The 24,680-nt window shown below is 42.9% G+C and carries 16 protein-coding genes; 2 read left to right on the top strand and 14 right to left on the bottom strand.

From position 1 onward, the window contains the following. Positions 1-4: 4 nt before the first annotated feature. From AC6R0R_RS00080 to AC6R0R_RS00015, 14 genes are all read right to left on the bottom strand, one after another. On the bottom strand, positions 5-829 hold the full coding sequence (locus AC6R0R_RS00080) for a serine/threonine protein kinase (protein ID WP_500625231.1): 825 nt from the start codon (positions 827-829) through the stop codon (positions 5-7). Continuing rightward, positions 820-2,868 (bottom strand): protein kinase family protein, encoded by a 2,049-nt coding sequence (locus AC6R0R_RS00075; protein ID WP_500625230.1) that lies wholly within the window; start codon positions 2,866-2,868, stop codon positions 820-822. Before AC6R0R_RS00075 ends, AC6R0R_RS00080 begins: the two co-directional genes overlap by 10 nt. Before the next feature lie 28 nt (positions 2,869-2,896). Next, entirely contained in the window at positions 2,897-3,781 is an 885-nt protein-coding gene (locus tag AC6R0R_RS00070; protein ID WP_500625229.1) for a hypothetical protein, read from the bottom strand. Next, the gene (locus AC6R0R_RS00065; RefSeq protein ID WP_500625228.1) at positions 3,781-5,535 is read right to left on the bottom strand and encodes a DUF3696 domain-containing protein; all 1,755 of its coding nucleotides are present in this window, start codon (positions 5,533-5,535) and stop codon (positions 3,781-3,783) included. The genes AC6R0R_RS00070 and AC6R0R_RS00065 overlap by 1 nt, the downstream gene beginning before the upstream one ends. 708 nt (positions 5,536-6,243) lie before the next feature. After that, positions 6,244-6,780 carry a HEPN domain-containing protein gene (locus tag AC6R0R_RS00060; RefSeq protein ID WP_500625227.1) on the bottom strand — a complete coding sequence of 179 codons (537 nt, stop codon included), beginning with the start codon at positions 6,778-6,780 and terminating at the stop codon, positions 6,244-6,246. A 161-nt stretch (positions 6,781-6,941) separates the two neighbouring features. Beyond that, positions 6,942-8,489 carry a VWA domain-containing protein gene (locus tag AC6R0R_RS00055; protein WP_500625226.1) on the bottom strand — a complete coding sequence of 516 codons (1,548 nt, stop codon included), beginning with the start codon at positions 8,487-8,489 and terminating at the stop codon, positions 6,942-6,944. Continuing rightward, complete coding sequence (locus tag AC6R0R_RS00050; protein WP_500625225.1) at positions 8,482-10,005, bottom strand: AAA family ATPase; 1,524 nt, start codon at positions 10,003-10,005, stop codon at positions 8,482-8,484. The genes AC6R0R_RS00055 and AC6R0R_RS00050 overlap by 8 nt, the downstream gene beginning before the upstream one ends. A gap of 319 nt (positions 10,006-10,324) precedes the next feature. Next, positions 10,325-10,984 carry an amino acid adenylation gene (locus AC6R0R_RS00045; protein WP_500625224.1) on the bottom strand — a complete coding sequence of 220 codons (660 nt, stop codon included), beginning with the start codon at positions 10,982-10,984 and terminating at the stop codon, positions 10,325-10,327. 82 nt (positions 10,985-11,066) lie between these two features. Continuing rightward, positions 11,067-11,957, bottom strand: a complete 891-nt coding sequence (locus tag AC6R0R_RS00040) for a hypothetical protein (RefSeq protein WP_500625223.1) — start codon at positions 11,955-11,957, stop codon at positions 11,067-11,069. Further along, entirely contained in the window at positions 11,957-13,423 is a 1,467-nt protein-coding gene (locus AC6R0R_RS00035; protein ID WP_500625222.1) for a DUF3696 domain-containing protein, read from the bottom strand. The genes AC6R0R_RS00040 and AC6R0R_RS00035 overlap by 1 nt, the downstream gene beginning before the upstream one ends. Before the next feature lie 53 nt (positions 13,424-13,476). Next, a complete protein-coding gene (locus AC6R0R_RS00030) occupies positions 13,477-14,679 on the bottom strand; it encodes a restriction endonuclease subunit S (RefSeq protein ID WP_500625221.1) in 1,203 nt (400 codons plus the stop codon). Next, the gene (locus AC6R0R_RS00025; RefSeq protein ID WP_500625220.1) at positions 14,676-16,253 is read right to left on the bottom strand and encodes a type I restriction-modification system subunit M; all 1,578 of its coding nucleotides are present in this window, start codon (positions 16,251-16,253) and stop codon (positions 14,676-14,678) included. Before AC6R0R_RS00025 ends, AC6R0R_RS00030 begins: the two co-directional genes overlap by 4 nt. Positions 16,254-16,356: 103 nt before the next feature. Then, on the bottom strand, positions 16,357-19,806 hold the full coding sequence (locus AC6R0R_RS00020) for a DEAD/DEAH box helicase family protein (RefSeq protein ID WP_500625219.1): 3,450 nt from the start codon (positions 19,804-19,806) through the stop codon (positions 16,357-16,359). A 62-nt stretch (positions 19,807-19,868) separates the two neighbouring features. Next, on the bottom strand, positions 19,869-21,353 hold the full coding sequence (locus tag AC6R0R_RS00015; RefSeq protein ID WP_500625218.1) for a sigma-54 interaction domain-containing protein: 1,485 nt from the start codon (positions 21,351-21,353) through the stop codon (positions 19,869-19,871). Positions 21,354-21,543: 190 nt separating this feature from the next. Between AC6R0R_RS00015 and AC6R0R_RS00010 the strand changes: the two genes are divergently transcribed. Next, a complete protein-coding gene (locus tag AC6R0R_RS00010; RefSeq protein ID WP_500625217.1) occupies positions 21,544-22,725 on the top strand; it encodes a TniQ family protein in 1,182 nt (393 codons plus the stop codon). Further along, positions 22,726-24,648: a type I-F CRISPR-associated protein Csy2 gene (locus AC6R0R_RS00005; RefSeq protein ID WP_500625216.1), complete on the top strand. Its 1,923-nt coding sequence runs from the start codon at positions 22,726-22,728 to the stop codon at positions 24,646-24,648. It begins immediately after the preceding gene. Positions 24,649-24,680 lie beyond the last annotated feature (32 nt).

Below are 24,680 nucleotides of genomic sequence, written 5' to 3'. Positions count from 1 at the left end.
ACACCTATCCTCTGCTATTAAGTTTCTTTGAAGCCTCTTGTAAGGCTTTAACGATTGAGAATACCTGCTTAGTCCGCTTTCTTGAGTCAAACTGTAAACCATGAATTAAGGTATCTTTAAGTTTTAGTGGCGTGAAATCTGGTAATGTTAATACCACCTCATCCCAATCAGAACCCTCAAAGTTTGGTTGTAGCAACACAGGAGCGCCAGTTATCAAATAATGAATCAATTGAGAAAAAGAAAACACATCTGAGGAATGAGTTAAGCTAACATGCCTTTCGAACTCTTGTTCTGGAGAACGGTAGTGAGCTGTTCCTTCTTCTAGTTGGCGCTTCTGATTTGAAAGACCAAAGTCAATAAGGCTAACGTCCCTTACATTGCCATTCTTGTCACTGTGCACAATTACGTTTTCGGGCTTTAAATCTCTATGAGTTACATTGTAACGATGCAGTTCAACGAGCTTCCAGCCGACCTTCTCAGCCACTTTCAGGCCTTGAGCTAGCTCGCGTCGGTTCTTGGGAGCTGATGGAAAAAATTCATTGAGCGGAGTGCCTTCGATCCAATCCATCAACAAGTAATGCTTGTTTCCTTCTCGCCAGTGTTGATGGCATTTAGCTGCAATGCCGAATGGCAGACGATTTAAAGCAATAATTTCATTTTTGATTTCTTTAACGGCTCTAATATCCGACGCTTCTATTTCTTTCAGGCCATAATATAACCCAAGCTGCGGAAGCTTAACTCGATAGAAAGAGCGTTTGGTTGCATCACATTGATATATCGTCTTTTCAATAGGGTACTGCTTTACGTAGCCGTTTGTTGTCATTTCCATGTCTCTAGGACCTCTAAAACTTGTCTAATGCTTGGTCGGTATTTGGGAGTGATATGTAAAATACGTTGCCAGAACTCTACGTGAGCTTGTGGTATGTCGAGTTGCGTACATAGCTGCTTCCAAAAAGCAGGACGCCGCCCTTTAGTCACTAATTCTTTTGCTGATTGCTCAAATGGGAGTTCACCAGCCAGCGAGTAAAACGTAATAAGGCCAAAACTAAAAACATCAGCAGCAAAAGTTAGAGATTGCCCGGGTTCATTCACTTCAGGAGCTTGGTATTTTTGCTCAAATGTTCTGCGTGCATTTAAAGGCAGAGTTGCTACCATCTCTTGCTGACAAAGCTCAAAGTTAATCAAGACAGGTTTGCCATTCGCATCTATACGAACATTAGACAGATTGATTGCACGGTGGATGACTTCAGGCTCACCGATACTCTGAATTTGTTGAATAGTTTCTGCTAAGGAAATGAGTAAACTAATCCGCTGCTCGCGACTTGGATTTTCCTCTAGCCAGCTGGCAAGATTTTGCTCAGGCGCTTTCTCTACGAATACAAAAAACCTATCGTCAACGAGCTCTTTATCTTGATAACGCTGTACACCGTCGACTCGGCTTAGCCTTTTTAAAACAAGAGCCTCTCGTCCTATGCTCTTTAGCTCACTTTGTCGATGTACAGCACTCAAGTGATCTAAATTGAAGCACTTTGCCCAAACCTGTTCTTTAAACAAACTCGCATTGTAAACCGTGAAGTAATCCGTAGATTCGTTGTCAACCGGTTTTAGTTCAACATCGTAATCACCCACTGTTATTACGTCCTGGACGGTTTCCGACTGTAATGTGGTTAGGTCTTTGACCAAGTGATTAATTTCAGAATCGGTTAACCTTCTTTTTGGCTTTTTGCCAAATCGTGACCGACAAAACGTAAACAATAGGTCACTCAACTGTTCTGATTTTGATACTAGAACTTCTCCTGCCTTCATAAATGGAGAAGGAGTAGATTGACCATCATACAAACACTCAACATTTGCATTGTGCGAGGTAAAGATCACGAGACCAGTATTCTTCAATTCAGGGGGCAAGGCTTTTAGCTGGGGTAAGTCGCCAAAGCGTTTGAGTGCCTCTCTTAATTTTGTAGCAGGATTAGAGAGAAAACTTCGTCCCATGTCGTTATCAACCAATAAGCTGTTTCGTTTATTGGTTCCCATATCAATAATAATCGCTCCATGATGATCTTTTAACTCAAGAGGGATCACACCGAACGGATAGACCAGCAGGCCATCAAACAAGCGAGAAGAGTTTTCACTTAAGATAGGCGGGCAAGAGACAATTCTAAACCCATCAAACGCTTTCTGTTTGAATAACTCCGTCGCGATTTCTGCTAAGCCTCTACGCTCATGAAGTCGTTCTTCTTGAGGGCCTACAAAAGGATTATATGGCCAATTATGATCTGTAAAAGACTGCGAACTAGCCATTGGGAATATTAATGCAGACCAGTCATCATCACATACCGCTGGTAAGAGCTTTTGAAATAACTGCCCGAAGTTTAATGCATCAGATGTGAGCGCTAGAGAGTCCATTATAGAGCTGTCTAACCCATCACTAGTCAAAATGAACTTCGTTGTATGGTCAATGGTTAACGTTTTACGTAGGACAATTGGCGTTGCAGGGCTACCGACCACAGACAAGGGGTGAATCTCGTTTCCTACCTCCTTCATCTGTTCTACGTTTTGCTCTACCTTAAAAAGTCGAAGATTCCCTACTAAATGAAGATCGAATTGACGTTGCCGTTGGGTTATAACACCTAGTGTTGACTGCACATCATTTGCTTTAAAAAGCTCATGCAATTGCTCAATCACATAGCCAGCATCAAAAAGCTCATTCATTTGATTAACCGCTAGCCAGCTACGTAATAAATCGATACCTTTATGGACGTCACACCCAGACACCATATCGGCTATTACTGCCTGGCTCCCTGATTGATGTATCCATGTAAAATCCCCAACGTTGTCTTTTCCAGACACATTTTTAAACTGAATTTCCATGTATTAGTTAAGCCTTTATTATCTTTCTTTAACCCAAAAGTTGGCAACTTTCTGGTTTTTGATGTTGATACTGTTCGATACGAGTTCTTGTATCTTTATATTCCTCCAAACCACATAAGCTAATGCTCAAATGATCTGATTGAAGCCCCTTCTCTGGCGCAACAGCGAAACCCTGCCCTGCTTTAATCGCAGCAATGTCGGTCAGCATGTACCTATCATGAATAAACTGATTCGGCACTCGGACATAAAGTAGCTTTATTTGACCACCAAGCAGTTGTTTATATTCTCGCTCAAATACGCCAGAGAGGTTGCCGCACTCCATCGAAGTAGCAATAGTGATTTTTTTTATGCTGCTCACCTTTGCTTCACTCAAAATCGTTTTGAGCAAGTTATTTCCAGGTAACTTGAAGTAAGGATCGGCGATTGTAAGCTCCCTACCAACCATTAATAACGGTTTAACCACAGACATGATCTCTCGATCAGTTTTATCGATCCAGAGTGTAGGAGGGATTGCCCACGCTTTATCACCTTCAATTATTTGTTCATAGTTGGTATGCGCTACGCCATATTTTTCAGTCACAACAGCATTGAATTGTCTCATTGAACGCTGTGTTTCAACCCATTCAAACCAATTACCATAACCACTCTGCTCTGTTAAACTCGCTCGATCTCTGGGCAATATAATCAGTGGCTGTGCCTTTTCTCTTTGCATCTTATTAAGAAAATTTGTTATGGACTTTTGTTTGTTGGGAGAAATCCCAGAAGCTTTAACGCTTTGATAAGCCTCTCTGACCCATTGCTTGGTTGGGGCAACAACATAGCGACCACTTTCGAATCCAAATGCGCTTTTTAATAAGGCGTAATAGTGAAACTCTGAAAGGCAATGAGGATCAAGCGCTATCTCCTTGTACATCAGAACAGCTCCTCATCCCTTTCATCAAAAAATCCGTCAGGCCAATTGGTTGCTAAGTCACCATCGTCAGTCAACAACGTTCTATGGGAAACAACGCCATGTTCAGATGTTTCAAGATAGATAATCGAAATATCTTCTTTTTTAACGGGTTTTAACCCTCTAGCTAAAGTCCCTTCGGTCGTTTCTCTTATTCGTCTGAGTAACCTTAATATTAAGTGCTCACTATGAGTTTCTATCAAAAACTGATTTTTATCATTAGCTTGGGTTAATAAATCACCAAGCCCTACCTGTGCTTTAGGATGAATATGTAGCTCTGGTTGTTCAATACAGATCAGCCCTTTATTGGACAGTGAAGCAGCCACAACAAGAGGAAAAACCTGAGATACCCCAGCCCCGACATCCGCAGCCGATACTTCAATATCGTTGTGAAGGTCCCAAAGCGTAATATTGTCTTTGTTGTATTCCAATTTCGAAACATATGGCTTAGGTAACGAGTCCTTCCCTCCCGACTCTATTAGCTCTCTAGTGGCTTCACTAAAGCCATCAGGATCATGAATGTATTCTATTTTTCCTTGTTCAGTTTTTCTAACTAGTGCGTAGCCTAGATCCAACTGCTCTTTTCCTGCCAACCAATAGTTGATCTTCGAAAGCAGGTTTTGGTCGGCGTTGAAAACCATATCCCAGCTGGCTTTGCCGTTGTACCAATCTTGCTGCTTAATACTCGCATCAGCTTCAAAGGTTGAATCTGGAATGTGGCGCAATGGCCCTATTGTTAAGCTGTCTTGGAGTAGCTCTCGGAGATTATCTAAGCTGGCAACAAATATATCGCTGAACACTTCTTCTATGCGTTTGGTATTAAGGGCATCATCGGCTTCAATGCTCGTCGTTAACCTTTGCCCCAACTTAGGCAACACTCCTCCAAGCGAGCTAAATTGAAACAATGCATGCTGCTGCTTTTGACCAAGATAGCTAATTTCGGTCAACTCCGATTCAGAGGTTGCTGAGTTCAAAACTAAGTCGTGAAACTCACCGCATGCTCCTGCATCATTAAATATTTGGTCATGTTCAGTCTCAGCATAATCACCCTTGGTCATTTCGCAAAGTGACGAGTCGAACAAAGGATGCAGCTCACCGTCAGCACAGTATGATTCAAACCATTCATCTTGCTGGTCCGTTATCAACAACTTATGTAAATAGTTCACCAAATGAACTTGGGCATTAGGCGAATACTCCGGGTTGACAGTTTCAGCAATAAACTCATCATCGAGCCAAACTGCCTGACGACATACGAATGCCGTGTTGGCGGCATGCGACCATTTGATCTCCAGCTCAATAGCAATGGTATTTGCCCACTCAATTGGGCTGCTAATGGACAATAGTTTGCGCTTAAGGTTGCCTTGAAGCTTGTTTTCTCGCTCTTGGATATCGTCGATAAAAAACAGGCTATCATCATAACTGTGCCCCGACGTTACCTCGGGCTTCTGGTATTCCACTTTAAGGGTAATATTATTTGATAGATCCTTACCATGAACTAGGTTCTTAAAACCACCGACATACTTGTTGGACATGGCCTCTAGGCGTTGCGGGTTACACTGCCCTTTTTCTAGCACTTGTTGCAAATAGAACAACGCCATTAGCACGGTGCTTTTGCCCACACTATTCGGACCAAATAATAAGGTGACAGGTGCAAAATCAATCGTTTGGGTTTGCTTGAAAGAACGAAAGTTGGTTAGAGATAATTTGGTAATCTTCATACTTAACTTTTACTGCCTGTAGTACTCGATATTGATGTGACTCATTAGATCAGCAACTTACATACTGTGATATCACCTTGTCACGCATTTTTACAGCATGGATGTCACAAATATAAACTAAAGAACTATTCGATCTTCATTACTGCTACGCATCATCAAAGTCGCGGTCGTTACTACGCTGCTAAGCTTAAACAAATCATTACTCGTGGGGTGAAGGCATAAAATATTTGATCGGACTGTTCTTTCCTTTTATCGGATTTATTGTTGGTTCTCTCGCCATACCATTGGGCATTGTATTAGGTGTAGCAAGTTATGTGATGCTATCACGCGCTCAGACATCGAATAACTTTGAAACCGAAAACGTACTAAATGAACAATCAAGTCAAGAACCAGACTTGCTCTCAAACGAATACAACGTTTTCAGCTCTGACGGCTTAGACATTTCATCCCTAGGGTCATCTTCATCAATTGATGATGATTTAACAATAACCCCCCATCAGGCCTGCCGATGATTGGCGGTATTGGTGGCTTGGACGCTGAAGGTAACCCTTATGGCATGGATTCATCAGATTCCTTACTCAGCTCATCAATATTCGATGACTCCACTAGCAGTTGCTTCGATGTCTCAAATTTGTTCGATTATAATTTTGGGTGTGGTAGCTCAAGCTTTGACGACCCATTTTCGTAATCTGAAAACCGTAGACAAGTTTACAGTTCCGCCAACCGTTTATCGGTAACAGTAACTAACTCTCGAAAAAACCTAATACATTTGTCCAGTTCTTCACGCTTAACGATGTGAGCTTCAGTTATATCCGTTTGAGCGCGGTGAACTGCCTCTCCTCGTTTTTTTAACCATTTGTTGAGCTGTTCTCTAGCTTCATCAGCGGTTTGAAAATTGTTCCAAATCCAAGCTTCGGTGACATCAATTCCAAAGAACTCAGCAAAAAGTGCTTTGGTCTTTTTTGAACCAGGGTTGTGAAAATACTTTAGATGCTCTTTCAGTCGATTCTCCACAATGCTCCCAAGTTGAGAGCCTTTTACTACCCTATACTTGGCATCAACAAGCTCTTTTGCTATGTCTTCTACATAGGTTTCCCATGCGGTAAGGGCCATTATCAAAGTAGCTCTCTTAAGCACCTCTGGAGGCTGAGAGTTGGAGTGACATCCGTTTAACTGATCGTAACACTCTAATAATTGCTCAGCGTCTGAGATCGCGTACTCAAAATTGGCTTTCGCTTGTGACATCCTTTTTCCTAGTTATCATGACTATATGCATAAAGTGGAATTTACCATATCTAGGACTAAATCAATGACAACTAGGTTCAATAAAGTTGAGTTACTTCAATAAGCTAATGACTTTTGGTTGCTAATCGCGCTGAAAGCAGACTGGCATCACCAACGAGCGGCTAACGCTTTAAATCAACCCACTCCGAAAAGTAATGAATAGGGTCACAAATTTTGCTCATTGATGTGTAGTTAGAATTACCGATTTGTATACCGTGTACCTGTAGCCCCTGCTTCTCTCTTCGGTTGCTAATTTTCCGACTTAACCCCGAAGTCACTGGGAACTCACCATCACTCACTAACAAAACATCGGCTTTATGCCATTCTTCTGAATCACACTTTTCCAGCGCTTTGTTGAGTGGCCCTTCAGCATCTGTACCACCTCCAAAAGACATCGTGAGGAAGTTAAGTAGGTCATTAAACCCCGAAGCATCTAACGTCAAATCAAGCTCACTAACCTCCTTCTTACTTCCAAAGAGATAAACGTAGCAACGCCGTTGCTCTTTGTAGGCCGCTTTCAAGCATTCCAAAACGGTCGCTTTGGCAATGTTTTCTGGTAATCCCTTCATTGAGCCTGAAGTGTCCAAACAAATCACCATCGGACCTCGGTTCTTATTGCTTTTATTGCCCTGCTTTTCACTAACGGATTCTTGCTCTAGTTGCTCTACTGTTTCCAGCACCTCGGTCCCTTCCACTGAGTAAGAAAGTAAAGAATGCTCGGCTCGCTTAGCGTGCCACAGTTTTTTAAGCACAGGATTGGTTAACAGTGACGCTTCTTGGGGTAACATTCTAGAGATCGAATCTGACCGAGTAATGCCTTTAGTCTCCATTGGAACAAGAGGTGTTGCTACATACTTCTCGTGTCTAGTCGCAACACTCATTTTGATCACTATTTCCTCAAGAACTGAGCCATCTGCTTGGTCATCACGCCCTAAATCTCGAATCAAGCTTTCTAACTTAGGAAGTTTTTTTACAAGCTTGTTTAACCGAACAATATCGAGCCAACCATGACTCTGGAAAACGCCTTTTGATAAGTCAAAGCCTAAACCTGTGATCAGCCCAAGTTCAGTAAACACTTCTTCCAATTGAGCCCATACCGCTAGCCTTTCTTGCCATACATCAGGCAAGATACCAACACCATTCTGTTCAGAGAGTAATTGCTGCCAAACTTCTTCAGAGGCAACTTCGGCAATGCTTGCCTGCTGAGCATTAGTCAAAGACTGAGGTTTCGTCGACTTACGCTTGCTCTTTTTCTTCTCTAAAGCTTGCTTGATTTGATTTAACGCTTCATCTTCTAGCTGCTTAATCAAGTCACTTATCATAGGCGATGCCTTAGATTGAAGCTGGTCTATTGCCGGGAGAATGTCAGATAGCAAGGCATCAGTGACCTCTTCATTCTGTGCGCAATATTGGCTTAATCCAGACTCTTCTACCTCTTTGCAAATCGCATTGGTAAGTGGCTGTGGTGTCAAGGGAAATAGACTTGCTGGACTTTCTCCTTGTAGAAGTTCATTTCTGGAATTCACTAAGGACTCGCACCGCGCTACTAGCTCACCATTAGTACTTGTAATAACTGCCGGAAGAAACTTCTCCGGCACATTATCGAGACAAGTGAACTGGCTATCCAAGTTGAACAACGGAGATTGAACCTGATATGACTCTCTAATCACAGAGTTCTCCTTCAATTGCATCACTATTATCTGAGGTTAGGGTTAGAGTTGGCGATTGTTCTAGAGGTAAATTTTTAAATCCTGACTCCAACGAAGAAACCCTTTTAAGTATTTTGTCACCCTCTTTGAGAGAAGTTTGAAGTGCAGTGGATACTTCAGACAGTAAGTTTTTCTCTAACCACAGATGGTTATCAAAGTACCCTGAGACCTCTGCTAGTTCTTTATTCACATTATTATAATGATCTTCAACACTACTTCTTAGATTCCTGATTTCGCTAACTCGACCATCAATATGAGCTTTCGAAAATGAACGATTTAGAGGAATTGGTGTGTTTTTAACTTCCTCTAAAACAGGCTTATTTTCTCCACCTCTCCCGTAGTTGCGTTTCTCAGTAGTCTCTTCTTTATAATAATCATCCCAGTACAACAAATCACCGCAGTTATTTTTCTTGTGATACTGACTAACCTCTTCTACGACTTCGTCACCTTCTCGGTCAAGATATAAGGGACGCCCTTTAGAATCTTGTTTATGAGTAAGTTGATCTTCCTTCAGTTTCGTTTCCCATGCTTTAATAATCTGCATTAAACGCGATGACGGCGTCTTTCCATCAACAGTAACCAAACGTTTGTAAAGCTCTTGTAGGCCTTCAAACTGATCCGGTTGCTCCCATAAACAATGAGGAAGAATCCAAGTATCGTAGATACTGGTTTCATTAAAGCCTGAAGTAAAAGCTGACACTTTCATTAATTTCACGAGTTTTCGCCAACGGCGATCAGAGACCTTAATATCTAGCGATTTCAGGTAGTTTTTGAACTCTTTGCACGCCTCAATCGTAGTTGCGGTTAACTCCACTTTTTCAGCTAACTTCTGTACTTCATCTAGGTCTTCAATCTTCAAGCGAACATTCAACTTAGGATCAAACTCTTTCAAAGCGCCACTTAGAAGTTGTTCAAATGACTCATCTGATACAGGTGAAACATAAGAACGCAAAATAAATCTATCGTATAAAGCGCTGAGCTCTTCCCCTTCCGGTAACTCATTACTTGCCGCCACAACAGAGATCAATGGAACGTTGACTCTTCTATTGCCATTGTCGAACTGGCGTTCATTCAATAGGGTTAGTAGGCTGTTTAGAATGGCGCTATTTGCTTTAAAAATTTCATCGATGAAAGCCACCGATGCTTCAGGCAAGTATCCACTAATAAGCCTGTTATAACGATCCTCTTCCAGTGCTTTGATCGAAAGCGGTCCAAACAGTTCTTCTGGAACAGAGAAACGCGTAACTAATCGTTCAAAGTAATTAGCCTCAACAAAGACACTTTTCAATCTCTTTGCCAGTTCACTTTTAGCCGTTCCAGGAGGTCCAACGAGTAAGACATGCTCACCAGAAAGTGCAGCTAGCATCATAAGTCGAACTTGGTGCTCCCTTTCCAATAATCCATCGCTCATCTGAGTCATCAACGTTTGGAGCTTGTTTTTTCTATTCATCGTTGTTGCAGGCGCTATTGTGGTCACAAAAAATTCCTTCTTTCGGTTTATCGTTAGTAAAAAGAGCAAGTCATCATTATGCACTTAAATGCAATATGGTTGATGTTTGGTCGGAGCTTGTCTTGCCATTCTGTGATCGATATTACTTAGAACTGTACGCTTAAAATGAAAGCGTTCAGAAACGTGCTTATGTGTATCGATATCAATTGCGAATCAACTTATGTGCCAAAATTTATCTTATTGTTTTTATTGAATTTTTTTCGTTAGCTTGCATTTGAATTAGTAAAAAAACACCCAAAAGTAAATTATTTTACTTCTGGGTGTTTGGGAAATAACGATAAATATTTTACCTACGCCTAAACGGAATTACGTTACTCGTATCGCACGTTGGTTGTGGAGCTTGCGTGATTTGTTGAACATAATCGAACAATCGCTCGATTGGGATGAAGCGCTGTTTCTTGTTGTTGACCTTGATACTTTTGGTTTGAGAGTTAATATAGCTAGAAATCTCAAATGCCAGAGGCTGGTTTAAACGATCGAGGTTTCTATCGTCCAAGGTTTGAGTGACCCATTGGGCGGCGTCAGCGATATGGCCGTTAACACTCAGGTCGGTGTTCTTTATCCAGTGCGGCGCGAACTCAATGTCGCTAAGCTGTGATAGCATTGTAGCAATGTCATAACGGCTAACTAAGCCGCTCGTTTCCAAAGCTTCCACAAAGGCAAACTGCCATTCTATTTTTAACCGTTCAGCGAGTTCGTCGGGCGTGAAAATCATTCGATTGAGCGGAATAAAATAGGTGAAGCGGCTGTTGGTTTCACAGACGATGAGCGTTTTTTCTAGCGAACAGTAACGGTTTTCAATCAGGTGCACCTGCCAGCTCATGGTAGTGTCATCCGAGCTCAGTTTATTAACACCTGCTTGTTTACCCTCTCCAACTGGCAAACGCGGGAAGTCAGCTTTCAGCCATTTGTTGAGTGCGTTGGTGGCACTGAGTTGAAGTTGCATAAATGAATCCTAAACTACTCAAAACAATATTCAATAGAGCCCGCCACATGTATCGCATCAAGTTGCAGGCTCCAATTGTTCATTATGGGTGGGAAGACCAAACATCTCTCACTAGCTTAAAGTCTTCATATTGCAAAGAAGTATTGTAAGACATAGATTTCGCTTGTAGTAAGCCTTTAGGCATCGGAAGTATATCCATGAGTTCTTGACGTTGATCTCTATCATTCGGCTCTTCAAAACCACCATCGTAGATCAACCCTCCTTTACTGGTAAAAAGCCCCCTCGCATGCAAAAATCTAGATCCTTCATCATCAGCACAATACCAATATAAATTAATATTGTCTGGCATTGTTTCTTTGAAGCTTTCTAGAGCTTGTCGCGTAACCTGCCATGATGGTTTTCCATCTTCTTCAGAAAATATATGGAAATCTACTGACGCTTTTTTACATAGCTTCATTATTTCAAGTAGTGTTTTTCGATAACCAGGTCTGGTGAAACAGATATACGGGTCGTAAATAGTTACCTTTTCTGCACCAAGTAAAAGTGCTTTTGCTGCTTTAGCAAGAGACACCGCAGTTCGAGGAAATTGCGAAGGATAGGAGAAATCATCATCAGCCAGATCAACAAAAGAACTTACGAACACAGGTATAGAATTGAGTGACTGCTCAACCACTCGATGAAACGGCTCGTTCCCATGGCTCATCGTTGCTGAATTAATCCAGTTTGCCCCTTCGAATGCTCGATTAAAAGCTACCGTTTTATTATCCTTGAACGCTCGAAGTCTTTCTGTAACACGATCTAAAGTATCGCCTTGATGAGTTCTTCTCAATTGGTCTGAAACTTCCCTAAACCAAGCTTTAGGAAAACCAGATAATACTGCGCCGCGATCAAATCCAAGCCTTGCATCCAGCAATGCCAAATCTGCTAAAGAGTTGACTTCTGTAGGCGCTACCGCAAATTCCAAATGCAACATCAGAATAGCTCCTCTCTTCTTTCTTCAAAGAAGCCATTTGGCCACGGTGCATCAAACTCACCCTCGTCAGTTGTTTTGATTGGAATTAAACGAGTTTTACCTTCGGACTGCTCGCAGAAAACTATCTGTACATCACTTTTCTTACAACCAAATGGTTCGTATTCGATCTCTTCATCTGCGGTTTGGCGGCGGCGCTTTAACAACCTCAATAGCAAATGTTCGCTGTGAGTCTCAACCAAGAACATACGGTCAGTATTTTTCTTAGTTGCCTCTAGCATCATATCCCCCAAAGCTAACTGCCATTTCGGGTGAATATGCAGTTCGGGTTGCTCGCACGATACGATAAGATCTTGCTCAATTGAGGTCGCAACTACAAATGGGAATACTTGGGAAACGCCGACACCAACGCTTGATGGCAATAACGGAATGTCAGTATGAGAGTCTTTAAGGATGACTGACTTTTCACTCAAACTAGCTTCACCGTAAGCTGGAGACTCAAAGCGGTAATTAGTGCCAAAGAACTGGCCACTAGTAAACTTTTCATTAGTTTTGGTTTTTACCCTTTCACTCGAAAAGGCGAAAGTCTCCCAGCCAGCTGTGCCGTCATACCAACGCTGAGTGTTCGTGCTTTTGTTTAATACGGTTGCACGTGTTGGCACAATACGTAGCGGACCAATATGAAGCAAGTCTTCAAGTTTTTTCACTAATAGTTTTAGTGGTGCAAACGCTGCTTGAGAGAGTGAAGCTTCAGCAAACAACTGGGCAGCTAACGGGTGACTTTCGAAAACATCAGACCACTCGAACGGAGGTTCTGATAGATCAAGTCTTTTATAGATGTCAGGCAACGCATTTTGACCGTTTATTGAAACATCTTCCCACTGGCCAGAATCAAAGAGATTCTCGACTTTAAATGATTCATCTACTTCCCAATGCGGCAATGGTTGATAGTGAGTAATTTGGCAATCTGGTCGACCTGCTTGAGCGGTTATTTTGAAATACTCAATACCATGGCTTTTACATACATATCGGCTGATGAACGCACGGTTTTTTGTATGATCCCATTTAATGTCTAACTCAAAGGATATAACGTCTGCGTCTGAATCAGGTGTTAAACCCAAGTTAGACTCTAATAGCCAGTGCTCGGACTCCGATAAATAATCATCCCAAATATCCGCAGCACCACCTCTAAAGTCTAGTGTTGCACCCAAAGTGATGGCGCCATCTAAATCTTTTCCGTGAACTAAATTCTGAAAACCGCCAAAGTAGAGTGACTCACCCGCGATTGAACTGTGTTGCGCATCGAAATTACGTTTGGCGACTGCTTCATACAGGTACAGTAATGCATGTAATACTGTGCTTTTGCCTGTACTGTTCGCGCCAAAGAACAAGGTGATGGGTGCGAGTGGAATCGTGGCTTTGTTTTTAATGCCTTTAAACCCGCCAATGGTAAGTGATGTTATTTTCATTTTTTAACCTAACCTTTGATCAAAAAAGAGGCATCCGAAGATACCTCTGAAATTTATAGCTGACCTGAAAAGGCCTTTTGGGCGAGAGCAAAGAAGTTGTTTTGAGCCTCTACTAACTGCTCTTTATAGTTGTCCATTACTTTTTGACTTTGATGAAGAACTTTGACAAACCGCTGTTGTTGATTGCTAGGCGGACAGATTATCGGGAACTCTTCAATATGGTTCTTGTTTAGTTGTCGCTTATCAATTCCGCCAACACATACGGATCTCATATGGTCTCGATACTCTTTCGTAGTAAGTATAAATTCAATAAACTCATGTACGTTATCTGGTTTAAGCCTAACCAAATACACATGCCCATTGATATTCGCCTCGTCATCTTTTCCATAATAAATAGCCGCTCGTCCCAAACTACTGTTTTCAGTATTGATACGGCCAGTTTTAGTTATCAAAATATCCTTGTGTTTCAAACTACTTTTGGACATTTTTGTATGTGTTTCATCATCAAGATAAACGATGTCATCTAGATCAATACGCTTTTTCCACACGTTTTGACTTCTTAAAAATGCAATACCTTTTTCAACATACACATCACTCCCCCCTTTAGGGGTTGTGCCATTAAGAATTTTATCTGATAAAGTCGTTAAGGGAACTTGTTCCCACCCCTTAGGATTCGTTACCGGATCACCAAACATATCCAAAAACACACTGCGTAAGAACTCATCGGCAAGGTCAATGGCTTGTTTGCGTTTCTGGCGAATGGCATCGGCTTTATCCAGAATGGCAGCAATGCGTTTTTGTTCGTCTAGTGGAGGTAGTGGAAATTGCAACTCAGATAGTTTAGTAGCATTTACTCCAGGTAAAGTAGCTCCAGTCGACATACCTTCGATTTGATGCCAATAATTAGGTGATTTAAAAAAATGAGCCAAATATGAAGAACAGACGTTAGGATTTGGTCGCACGCGTATCAAATAGGATGCAAACACAGTATCTTCTGCTAGCTCCCCTATTAAATAGCTTTTTCCTGTAGTTGCGCCTGTGCGAGCAAAAACTATATCCCCCGACCGTAAGAGATTTTTTTGCTTTTTCTTTTCGTCACAGACACAGCGAGGAACTTTCGACCAATCAACACCATTTTCTACAAGGTCAGTAATTCTTAAAAAAAGTGGGCCGTCGCAATCTTTTTGAGCAGAGGCAGTTAAGCCATAGTCAATCACTTCTGTGATTTCTTTTAATTTTACGAGAGGCCAACTCATAGCATCGACTCCAACTCATTTAAGTCAGCTAGAATCTCATTCTCTAGTGCTTTGAGTTTGCCTAGAATCACTTTTGGCTCTTCGTAGCTTTCTTGCTCATACACCACTTCTTTATAGCGGTTGATCGACAGATCATATTTGTTCGACTTGATGTCATCTTTCGTAACCAAGAAGGCTTTTTGGGTTTTGTCTGACCACTGCTCAGTTGACTGACCTTCGGTTACCGCAGCTTGGTACGCTTTGTACTGCTCAACCAAGTCTGGCAGGTCGTTGTCTTTGATTGGGGTACGCTTATCATCCAGCGATTTACCATCGGCTTGCACATCGTAGAACCAAACGTTATCGGTACTGCCACCTTTGGTGAAAATGAGAATGGCGGTTGAAACGCCCGCATAAGGCTTAAATACGCCGCTTGGTAGTGAGATCACCGCTTCTAGTTGGTTATCTTCCACTAGGTGTTTACGCAGAGTTTGGTGCGCTTTAGAACTACCAAATAACACGCCATCAGGCACGATGGTGGCAGTGCGACCGCCCACTTTTAGCATACGTTGGATCAGCGCGACAAACAGCAGTTCGGTCTTTTTGGTTTTGACCACTTTTAGAATCGCGGGGTCGACATCTTCTTCATCTAAGCTGCCCTTAAACGGTGGGTTCGCTAGAATGATATCAAAACCGTTTTTCGCCTCATCAGGATAACGCTCTATGAAGCTTTGGCTTAATGTATCTTGGTAATGGATGTCTGGTTGTTTAACGCCATGCATCACCAAGTTCATTGCTGCCACGCGTAGCATTGTAGAGTCAAAATCAAAGCCGTGGAACATGTCGTAATCGATATGAGCACGGTTTTCTAGCAAATCACCTGCGTATAAGTGATTAAACACAGGGTTACCGTGTACATCTAAAACAGGCTTACCTTCTGTATCAAACGCTTGCTCTTTCTCTACGCCTTCAGGTGAGGAGTATTTCTCTAACAGGTATTCATATGTTGAAGACAGGAAACCACCAGTACCACAGGCTGGGTCACAAACGCGGTGCGTCTCTTCTACATCAAGCATTTCAATCATAGCGCGAATAATGTGGCGCGGCGTACGGAACTGGCCGTTGATACCTGCGGTAGTCAATTTAGACAGCAAGTACTCGTACAAGTCACCTTTCACATCTTTGTTTTCTAGCGGCAGCTCGCTCACCAACTCAACCGCTTTAACCAATAGCGATTGCTTTTGAATCATTAGCTGCGCATCTTTCATAAAATCAGCAAACAGAGTGTCATCAGACGTGAGTTCTTTGAAATACGGAAAGAGTTCATCTTTTACTAATGGGTATAACTTTTCTGCGCCAAGATGACGGAAGTTTTCCCAACGGATGTGCTGCTTATTGTCTGTAAAGCGCCGATTAAATGGTTTGCCCGTTCGTGCGCTACGTTTTTCGTCGTTACGCTCGTTCATGTCTAGCATGCGGGCGTACATCAAATAGGTAATTTGCTCAACTACGGTTAACGGGTTGGTGATCCCGCCCGTCCAAAACTCTTCCCATAGTTTGTCAATTTGGCTCTTTAATGCGCCTGATGTAATCATTATCTATTCTCTATATTCTTTTATGGCAATTGACGCTGCTGAAAAAATCAGCGTCAATCGTAATGGGTTGTAGTTTACTTAGCCGGTAGCCATTGCCAAAGGGTTAATTCACCACTTTCTCGACACTTGCTTGTTTCTCACCCAAGTGGACACTAAAGCGGCGAACAAACTGTTCCACCACATCCGCTTGAGCAGGGATTGGGAATACGCCATCTAAGCCAGCATCATCAATTTGATTGAATGGCGCGTCGTACAACTGTTCAATATCAACGCTACCGTAGCGGCAAAGGTGATTTTTGAGCATGCCGATAAAGCGCTGTTGTCTTGAGTTAAGATGGGTATGTACTTGCTGTACAAAGGCGGTAAACTCATTTTCAATCGCCTTTGCATCCATGCCAACAATGGTACGCAAAATCTGGTCGAGCCCAGCGGTTGATTCCGGGAAGAATTCTTTCAAAATCGAAAGATCGACACTTGGGTTTTGTGTATGCACCAGCGCATTGAGCGTCTCTAAATCCGCTTCTGTTACTGATTGCCCTGCGCGTATCTTTTGCAATACTTCATTCGATTCAAACAGCGGCGACAGGGTTTTTTCGACCTCTTGCTTGTAGATCTGGTAGTCCACCGTCACAATATCGGTTTTCACCTCTTCAGTGCGATATTCAGCCGCATCCTCTTTCACATCTAATACGGGTGTTGGCTTAGGAGGCGGTGTCGCGCCTTTATCACGCAAATGGATTACCGTTCGAAGCTCGCTTCGGCAAGCTTCTAGTTCATGGTGATCAGCATCATTCCAGAAGTTCGGCTGCTGCACTTGCTTAATAGTACTAGCCTTACTGCGCACTTCGTTAAGGTGCATAGAAAGTGTGGTGACCTTGTCCATAATCGGCATCGCAACAATATCGACCTTGGAAGGTTGTTTGAGTTTGATAAGCTCAAGCTCTAAGAACTGAAGATCGAGGCGTAACGCTTCGCTCTCGCCAGTAATCGGTTTCCACTGCATTAGCGGAGCCATCGTAGAGCGCAGTAGCTCCTTGGTATCCGGAGCCATTTGGTGCAAGGTTTTCTCATCACTTAGTCGCGCTTTAATTTGCCAGTTTTCACGCACTTCGATGGTTTTATCGTTAAGCGATTCGATATCGGCTTTAATCTGTGGCACCACCGAATCGAAGATATCCATTTCTGCACGTTTAAGTGCCTCATCAGCCAAGTTTAGCCTCGCTTCAAATACCTTTTGCGCAAGAGACTTACCTTTTGCACCATCATCTTCATCTGGGTTCATTTTGAAATATTCAAAGTTGTTCCAGTGATCGAAGATCAAGAAATGTTTTTTATGTTCGCCCGGGCCAAACAAGTTCTCACACAAACGGGTACCACGACCTACCATTTGCCAAAACTTCACTTTCGATTTAATCGGTTTAGCAAACACAAGGTTGATACATTCCGGAACATCAATACCGGTATCGAGCATATCGACAGATACCGCAATAGTGATTTCGTCTTTGTTGCCTTCGGCACTTTTGAAGCTGTCGATCAGCTCATCGGCACGTTCATATTTCGAGTGAATCACTCGGCAGAAGTTACCACCCAGATCGGGGTACATTTCAGCAAACAGATCAGCAATAAGCTCTGCGTGTTTGATGCTACGAGCAAAGATGATGGATTTTCCTGGCAATTGATTGTCGGCATCTTTAAGACCACGTTCCATAAGATTGCGGATGATCTGGCGGTTAGTGTCTTTGTTAAAGATCGCTTTATCAATCAGCTTTGAATCGAAATCGAGCTCATTCGGGTCAATACCTTGATCTTCAAGTTCAGCTATCTGCTCATCAGTGAGCTCATTACCTTTAATACCATCACGCAAGAACTTGGTGGTATGAGAGACAACTTTGAAAGGAACAAGGTTTCCCTCTTCAATCGCTTGTTCTAGCGGATAATTCGCCGTTGGCATTTTGTAGTCACAACCAAACAGCTGGCTGGTCGAGCGGGAGATCATCTCAACAGGCGTTGCGGTCAAGCCCACTTGCAATGCATCAAAATACTTAAACAGCTCACCATACTTGTTGTAGATGGAACGGTGCGATTCGTCGGCAATAATAAGGTCAAAATGACCGACATCAAACTCTTCGAAGGTTTGCATCATGCCTGGGTAAGTCGCGATCACGATACGCGCTTTGCTCGCGAGATCTTTCTTGCTTTTACCTTTTACGAATAACGGCTCTTTAGTGAACTCATTGAATGCGTTGGCCGCTTGCTTGCGTAGCTCTTTACGGTCACATAAAAACAGCACTCGCTTTGCCCAACCTGCATCAAGTAAACGCTTGGCTAACGCAATAGAAACGCGCGTTTTGCCCGTGCCTGTTGCTTGCACAATCAGCGCTTTACGATGCTTGTCGCTAAATCGTTCACAGACACGAGTGATTGACTCCATTTGATAGAGTCGGCCTGCTACGTCGGTATCAATCGGAGTGCTGTTAAGATCTCTTTTCAGCGCACGCTGCTGGATAAGGTGTTGCAGACTGTCTTTAGAGTAGTAACCAAACAGTTTGCGAGGTACGTAGCCCTGAGCGTCATCCCACAGCCAGATATCGTAGCCATTGGTGTAGAAAATTACTGGTCGTTGGCCTGTTTGTTTTTCTAACGCATCAGCGTAAAGTTTGGCTTGTTCTTGCCCTGCTCGCGCATCCACTCTGGTTTTCTTCGCTTCGATAACCGCCAGTGGTTTACCGTTGTCATCCCAAAGCACGTAGTCACAACGACCTTTGCCAGTTTGAGTTGGCTGACCATCAACTTCGTACTCTTTGGATACTTGTTCAGTGCTGACTTCTGCCAGTGCCACGTCCCAGCCTTCACTTCTTAGCTCAGAATCGATTAGACGTTTACGAGTTTCCGCTTCGTTAAGGTCAAAGCTGTTCTTCAACTCGAGGGTGTTGCGTTTTAGCTTGTCTGCTTTGGTTTGATCAACTTCCAACTTGAGCTTACTGGCAGTCTGCTGGGCCAACAACTGGGCTTGTTTCGCCTCTTCAAGCTCTTTTAACGCCTGTGCAAGCTGCTCACTATTCTGGGCAAGCTTTTGCTGTAGCTGTTTGTTTTTTCGCTTAAAATCTGCTTTGGACTCACCCTCTAACGGAGCGTTATCAGGCTGTATATAGCGAGGGCATTCTTCTTGGGAGCCATCGCCGTAGGCGATAAAAAGCCAGCAACCAATTAGGTAGGATTCTTTAAGTAACCAGAGTGCGTCATGCTGATTGACATATCCGTCATGGGCGGCTTTGTTACCACCTTTGCGCACAGCATGAAATTTATCGAGAATATCTTTATGAATAATGGCAGTAAACGAGGCACTGGTCAGCTTGTCGTGAACCGAGGCATTTGGTAATACAGGTAAACGTAGCTCTCGATATAGGTAACCTACAATCTTTTCGACATAGCAACGAAGTTTTACCATCGAGCTTTGAGGATCAGTCACCGCATAAGCTTCAGCAAATACGCCCAGTTCAGCCAGTTCTGGCCAGTCTTTTCTTAGATGTTCAAAGTTCACTGACGTTTTCACTCTTTTTGTTCTCCTGACCTCAATGAGCAATGGTTATGCCAACCGTGTTCTAGCCTACTCGTTTACTCTTCAATACCTAATTTTGTCATCCATCCACTTAACGTTTGATGACTCTTTAGACCTAGTGCTTCCGCCGCTTTGGATTTATTATTACGACTATACTCTAAAGCTGATTGGACCGCATCTTTCTTAATATTATCAATGTATTGCTGTATATCTCCAGGTACAGAAAATTCACCCTGTGAAGATTGGTTTTTGCCTGCACTTAACACTGACGATTGAAGGTCTTCGACAGAAATGGTGGTCGATTCAGACCATAACACTGCTCGATTCAGTGTATTCCAAAGCTCCCTGATATTTCCGGGCCACGAGTATGATTGTGCAAAATTAATTGCATCGGTGGAAATTTTCTTACTTTCAAACAGAGGATGTTTTTCGGCCTGTTGATTGATGTCGTTCATCAGAGTTGATATGAGCTCTGGAATGTCTTCCGATCTCGCTCTGAGCGGTGGCATTTCAATTACCCCAACGGCAAGTCGGTAGAATAAGTCTTCCCGAAAGGCTCCTTGCGATGTCATCTGAAACAGATCTTGGTGGGTAGCCGCAATAATGCGAACATCAACTACGTGAGATTTCACGTCACCGACTCTCGTAACTTCTTTTTGTTGCAACGCTCTAAGTAGTTTAACTTGGACATTGAGTGGCAGCTCGCCCACTTCATCTAGGAATAAGGTGCCACCGTTTGCCTGTTCAAATAGCCCTGAATGATCTTTATCTGCTCCAGTAAACGCACCTTTAACGTGGCCAAAGAGAATTGAGTCCACCAAGTTTTCTGGTAATGCACCGCAGTTAACGGCTCTGAATGGTTTATCTGAGCGAGAGCTTGCGTTGTGAATGGCTGTTGCCATGACTTCTTTTCCTGACCCGCTTTCACCAAGCACAAGTGCAGGCAAATCAGATAAAGCGAGTCTGTGAGCTTTTTTCACTAGAAGCTGCATGATATTTGACTTTGCTGTTATAGCATCAAAAGCCGAGCTTAATTGAGGGGTATCTGATGTCAGGGACTGTATAGCGCTAGTAGAGGATTTGGTATATTCCGTCGCGAAATCAACGGGGATATCCACTTCAATTAGCTCACCTTCGGGCGATGTTTGAAGTAACTCGCACTTCCCAATGCCCTTACCGAGTAAGACAGAAACAACCGTCATTGCTGGCGTTCCGGATGTGAGGTTCAAGTATATGTGTTCAGAACCAGCAGAAACCTTACTCAGCTGTTTTTGCATCACTTTGGTTATCGCCGAATAATCTATTGGTGATGCCAATCGAACTCGTTGGATAGTCACTGAGGTCTTAGAGCGCCCCACGCAAGCGAGCTTTTTCTCCAACCACTCTTGATACTCGTGCCATTCATCTTCCCATGCACTGGCAAGGATAATAATACTATCGAGAGTTTTACCTTTCAGAGCAATCGTTGCAATTGAAGCAGGCTTGTCCAGCTTCATTTGATCAAGGTCTGTTCTACCGAGCCAACTGAGTAAAGTTGCCATTTTTACGTCCGTAACTATTTTTACTTATGGGAATGGAGTTTACCTTAGAAAGCAGAGGACAAACATTTAAATCCGTTCAAAGTGCTATGCACTACCATTCAACTCTAAAAACTGTGTCAGGTATCTCAATCCCAAACAAAACACTCTTAATCATACTGTTAGCTCCTATATTGAATTCAGGAGGAGCTCTATGTTTTTACAAAGACCCAAACCTTACAGTGATGAAAGCTTAGAAAGCTTCTTTATCCGAGTGGCTAACAAAAATGGCTATGATGTTCATCGCTTTCTAGAAGCCACAAAACGCTTCTTACAAGACATAGACGATCACGGCTATCAAACCTTTCCTACGGATATCACCCGGATAAACCCATGCTTCGCTAACAATAGCTCCAGCTCTCGGACTGCCTCATTCCTGAAACTTGCGCAATTGACGTTTAATGAACCGCCCGAGTTGCTTGGATTGGCAATTAACAGAACAAACTTGAAATACTCGCCGTCAACTAACGCGCTTGTTAGAGGTGCAGAAGTCTTTCCTCGCAGTTTACTTCGGACTAAATCCATACTCTGCTGCCCATTGTGCCTACAAGAAAATGGCTACGCCTCCTACCTTTGGCACTTTCAGGGGTACGAGTACTGCCACATCCATAACGTACCTTTAATTACCACTTGTAGCTGTGGTAGCGAGTTTGACTACCGAATATCTGGGTTAAAAGGCATTTGCTGCAAATGCAAGGAGCCTATCAGCGTAACCAGCAAGGATAATGGTCATAAGACGGCATGTACTGTTTCAAACTGGCTTGCTGGCAATGAATCAAAACCTCTGCCAAATCTTCCTAAAAGCTACCGATGGGGTTTAGTTCATTGGTGGATGGGAATCAAAGATAGCGAATTTGATCGCTTTTCGTTCGTTCAATTTTTCTCAAACTGGCCAAGGTCATTTCACTCGATAATCGAAGATGAAATAGAGTTCAACCTTGAGCATGCGGTTGTCAGTACGTCTGAATTACGGCTAAAAGATCTTCTTGGTCGGTTATTTTTCGGGTCAGTTAGGTTACCTGAGCGGAACCTTCAACATAATATCATCCTTAGTGAGCTGCTCTGCTATTTAGAAAAACGTTTATGGCAAGACAAGGGATTAATCGCTAACCTCAAAATGAACGCGTTAGAAGCGACTGTAATGTTAAATTGTAGCCTCGATCAGATAACATCAATGGTTGAACAACGCATCTTGAAGCCAAATCGAAGAACCAAGCCCAACAGCCCTCTTGAAGTCACCGATTATCTATTTCATTTCGGCGATATTTTCTGTCTTTGGTTAGCTGAATTCCAAACCGATGAGTTTAACCGCTCGTTCTATGTGTCGAGGTGGTAAATGCAAACTCTGAAAGAGCTAATCGCATCCAATCCTGACGACCTAACGGCTGAACTTAAGCGAGCATTTCGTCCACTCACACCACATATTGCAATTGATGGTAATGAACTTGATGCACTGACGATATTAGTCAATTTAACCGATAAGACAGATGATCAGAAAGACCTGCTCGATAGAGCCAAATGCAAGCACAAACTTCGAGATGAAAAATGGTGGGCTAGCTGCGTAAATTGCGTTAACTATCGACAAAGCCATAACCCCAAATTCCCAGATATCCGTTCTGAAGGCGTTATTCGAAGCCAACCCCTCGGTGAGTTACCGAGCTGTCTACTCTCGTCTTCAAAAATGCCACCATACCATTGGTCATACAGCCATGATTCAAAATACGTCAACAAAAGCGCATTCCTCACCAATGAGTTTTGTTGGGATGGGGTCATATCGTGCTTGGGTGAACTTCTTAAAGATGCAGAGCATCCACTTTGGAATACTTTGAAAAAGTTGGGTTGTTATCAAAAAACTCGTAAATCAATGGCAAAACAACTAGCTGATATTACTCGCACGACCATCAATGTGACACTCGCACCAAATTACTTGACGCAAATCTCTCTACCCGACAACGATGGGTCCTATATTTCCCTGTCACCTATTGCATCTCAGACGATGCAAAGCCACTTTAATCAAGGGCTCCAAGATGAATATCGGCATAGCGCGATAACGCGGTTCAGCCGAACCACCAACATGGGTGTCACTTCAATGACATGTGGCGGAGCATTTAGAATGTTAAAATCTAGCGCTAAGTTCTCCAGTACCTCTCATCATCGATTAAACAGTAAACAAAGTTGGTTGACGTCAGAACATGTTCAATCATTAAAACAGTACCAGCGCCTTAACAAACGCCTCATCCCTGAAAATGCGCGAAGAGCGCTCCGCAGACAATACAAAATCGAGATTCAAAATATGGTCCGCGCTTGGTTGGCAAAGCAAGACCACACCCTTGATTCAATCATTCTTGTTCAACGCTTGAATCATGACTTATCTTGCCTTGGAGCCACCAAGGGTTTTGCTTACGATCCAGCGATGACCAAACTCTTTCTTGAGCTTTTGAAACGAGAGTTATCAAGTTCAATCAATAATGGTGAGCAACACACTAATGGATCGTTTTTAGTCCTACCGAATATCAGGGTTTGTGGCGCAACAGCTTTAAGCTCCCCTGTAACGGTGGGGGTTCCATCACTTACCGCTTTCTTTGGCTTCGTTCACGCATTTGAACGGAATATAAATCGCACCACCTCATCGTTTCGTGTTGAATCCTTTGCGATATGCGTCCATCAACTACATGTCGAAAAGCGAGGTTTGACACTAGAGTTTGTGGAAAAAGGCAACGGGACTATATCCGCTCCCGCGACCCGGGATAACTGGCAGTGTGATGTCGTATTTAGCCTTATTTTGAACACCAACTTTGCTCAACATATTGACCAAGATACGTTAGTTACATCACTACCAAAGCGATTGGCTCGAGGTTCAGCAAAAATTGCAATTGATGACTTTAAACATATCAACTCCTTCTCCACATTAGAATCAGCGATCGAATCTCTGCCAATAGAAGCTGGTAAGTGGTTGTCACTTTACGCACAGTCAAACAATAATCTAGGTGATCTATTAGCAGCCATGACAGAGGACCATCAGCTCATGGCAAGCTGCGTCGGTTACCACTTGTTAGAAGAGCCCAAAGATAAACCAAACTCCCTCAGAGGTTACAAACACGCTTTCGCCGAGTGCATTATTGGCCTTATCAACTCAATCACCTTTGATTCAGCGACCGATGCCAACACAATCTTTTGGTCACTAAATAACCATCAAAATTACCTAGTGGTACAGCCAAGGAGTATCAACGATGAAACTACCGACAAATCTAGCCTATGAGCGCTCTATCGACCCATCAGATGTCTGTTTTT

It is taken from the genome of Vibrio sp. R12-SW3-ISO1 (genome assembly GCF_059834005.1).
The sequence above is the reverse complement of the archived record's forward strand: the minus strand, read 5'-3'. Positions and strand labels throughout refer to the sequence as shown.

Bases quoted from the DNA above. Each gene is read 5' to 3' on its own strand.
- AC6R0R_RS00030 (WP_500625221.1), bottom strand. From the start codon at position 14,679: ATGAGTTGGCCTCTCGTAAAATTAAAAGAAATCACAGAAGTGATTGAC.
- AC6R0R_RS00040 (WP_500625223.1), bottom strand. From the start codon at position 11,957: ATGTTGCATTTGGAATTTGCGGTAGCGCCTACAGAAGTCAACTCTTTA.
- AC6R0R_RS00005 (WP_500625216.1), top strand. From the start codon at position 22,726: ATGCAAACTCTGAAAGAGCTAATCGCATCCAATCCTGACGACCTAACG.
- AC6R0R_RS00075 (WP_500625230.1), bottom strand. From the start codon at position 2,868: ATGGAAATTCAGTTTAAAAATGTGTCTGGAAAAGACAACGTTGGGGAT.
- AC6R0R_RS00035 (WP_500625222.1), bottom strand. From the start codon at position 13,423: ATGAAAATAACATCACTTACCATTGGCGGGTTTAAAGGCATTAAAAAC.
- AC6R0R_RS00010 (WP_500625217.1), top strand. From the start codon at position 21,544: ATGTTTTTACAAAGACCCAAACCTTACAGTGATGAAAGCTTAGAAAGC.
- AC6R0R_RS00060 (WP_500625227.1), bottom strand. From the start codon at position 6,780: ATGTCACAAGCGAAAGCCAATTTTGAGTACGCGATCTCAGACGCTGAG.
- AC6R0R_RS00080 (WP_500625231.1), bottom strand. From the start codon at position 829: ATGGAAATGACAACAAACGGCTACGTAAAGCAGTACCCTATTGAAAAG.
- AC6R0R_RS00065 (WP_500625228.1), bottom strand. From the start codon at position 5,535: ATGAAGATTACCAAATTATCTCTAACCAACTTTCGTTCTTTCAAGCAA.
- AC6R0R_RS00015 (WP_500625218.1), bottom strand. From the start codon at position 21,353: ATGGCAACTTTACTCAGTTGGCTCGGTAGAACAGACCTTGATCAAATG.
- AC6R0R_RS00070 (WP_500625229.1), bottom strand. From the start codon at position 3,781: ATGTACAAGGAGATAGCGCTTGATCCTCATTGCCTTTCAGAGTTTCAC.
- AC6R0R_RS00045 (WP_500625224.1), bottom strand. From the start codon at position 10,984: ATGCAACTTCAACTCAGTGCCACCAACGCACTCAACAAATGGCTGAAA.
- AC6R0R_RS00025 (WP_500625220.1), bottom strand. From the start codon at position 16,253: ATGATTACATCAGGCGCATTAAAGAGCCAAATTGACAAACTATGGGAA.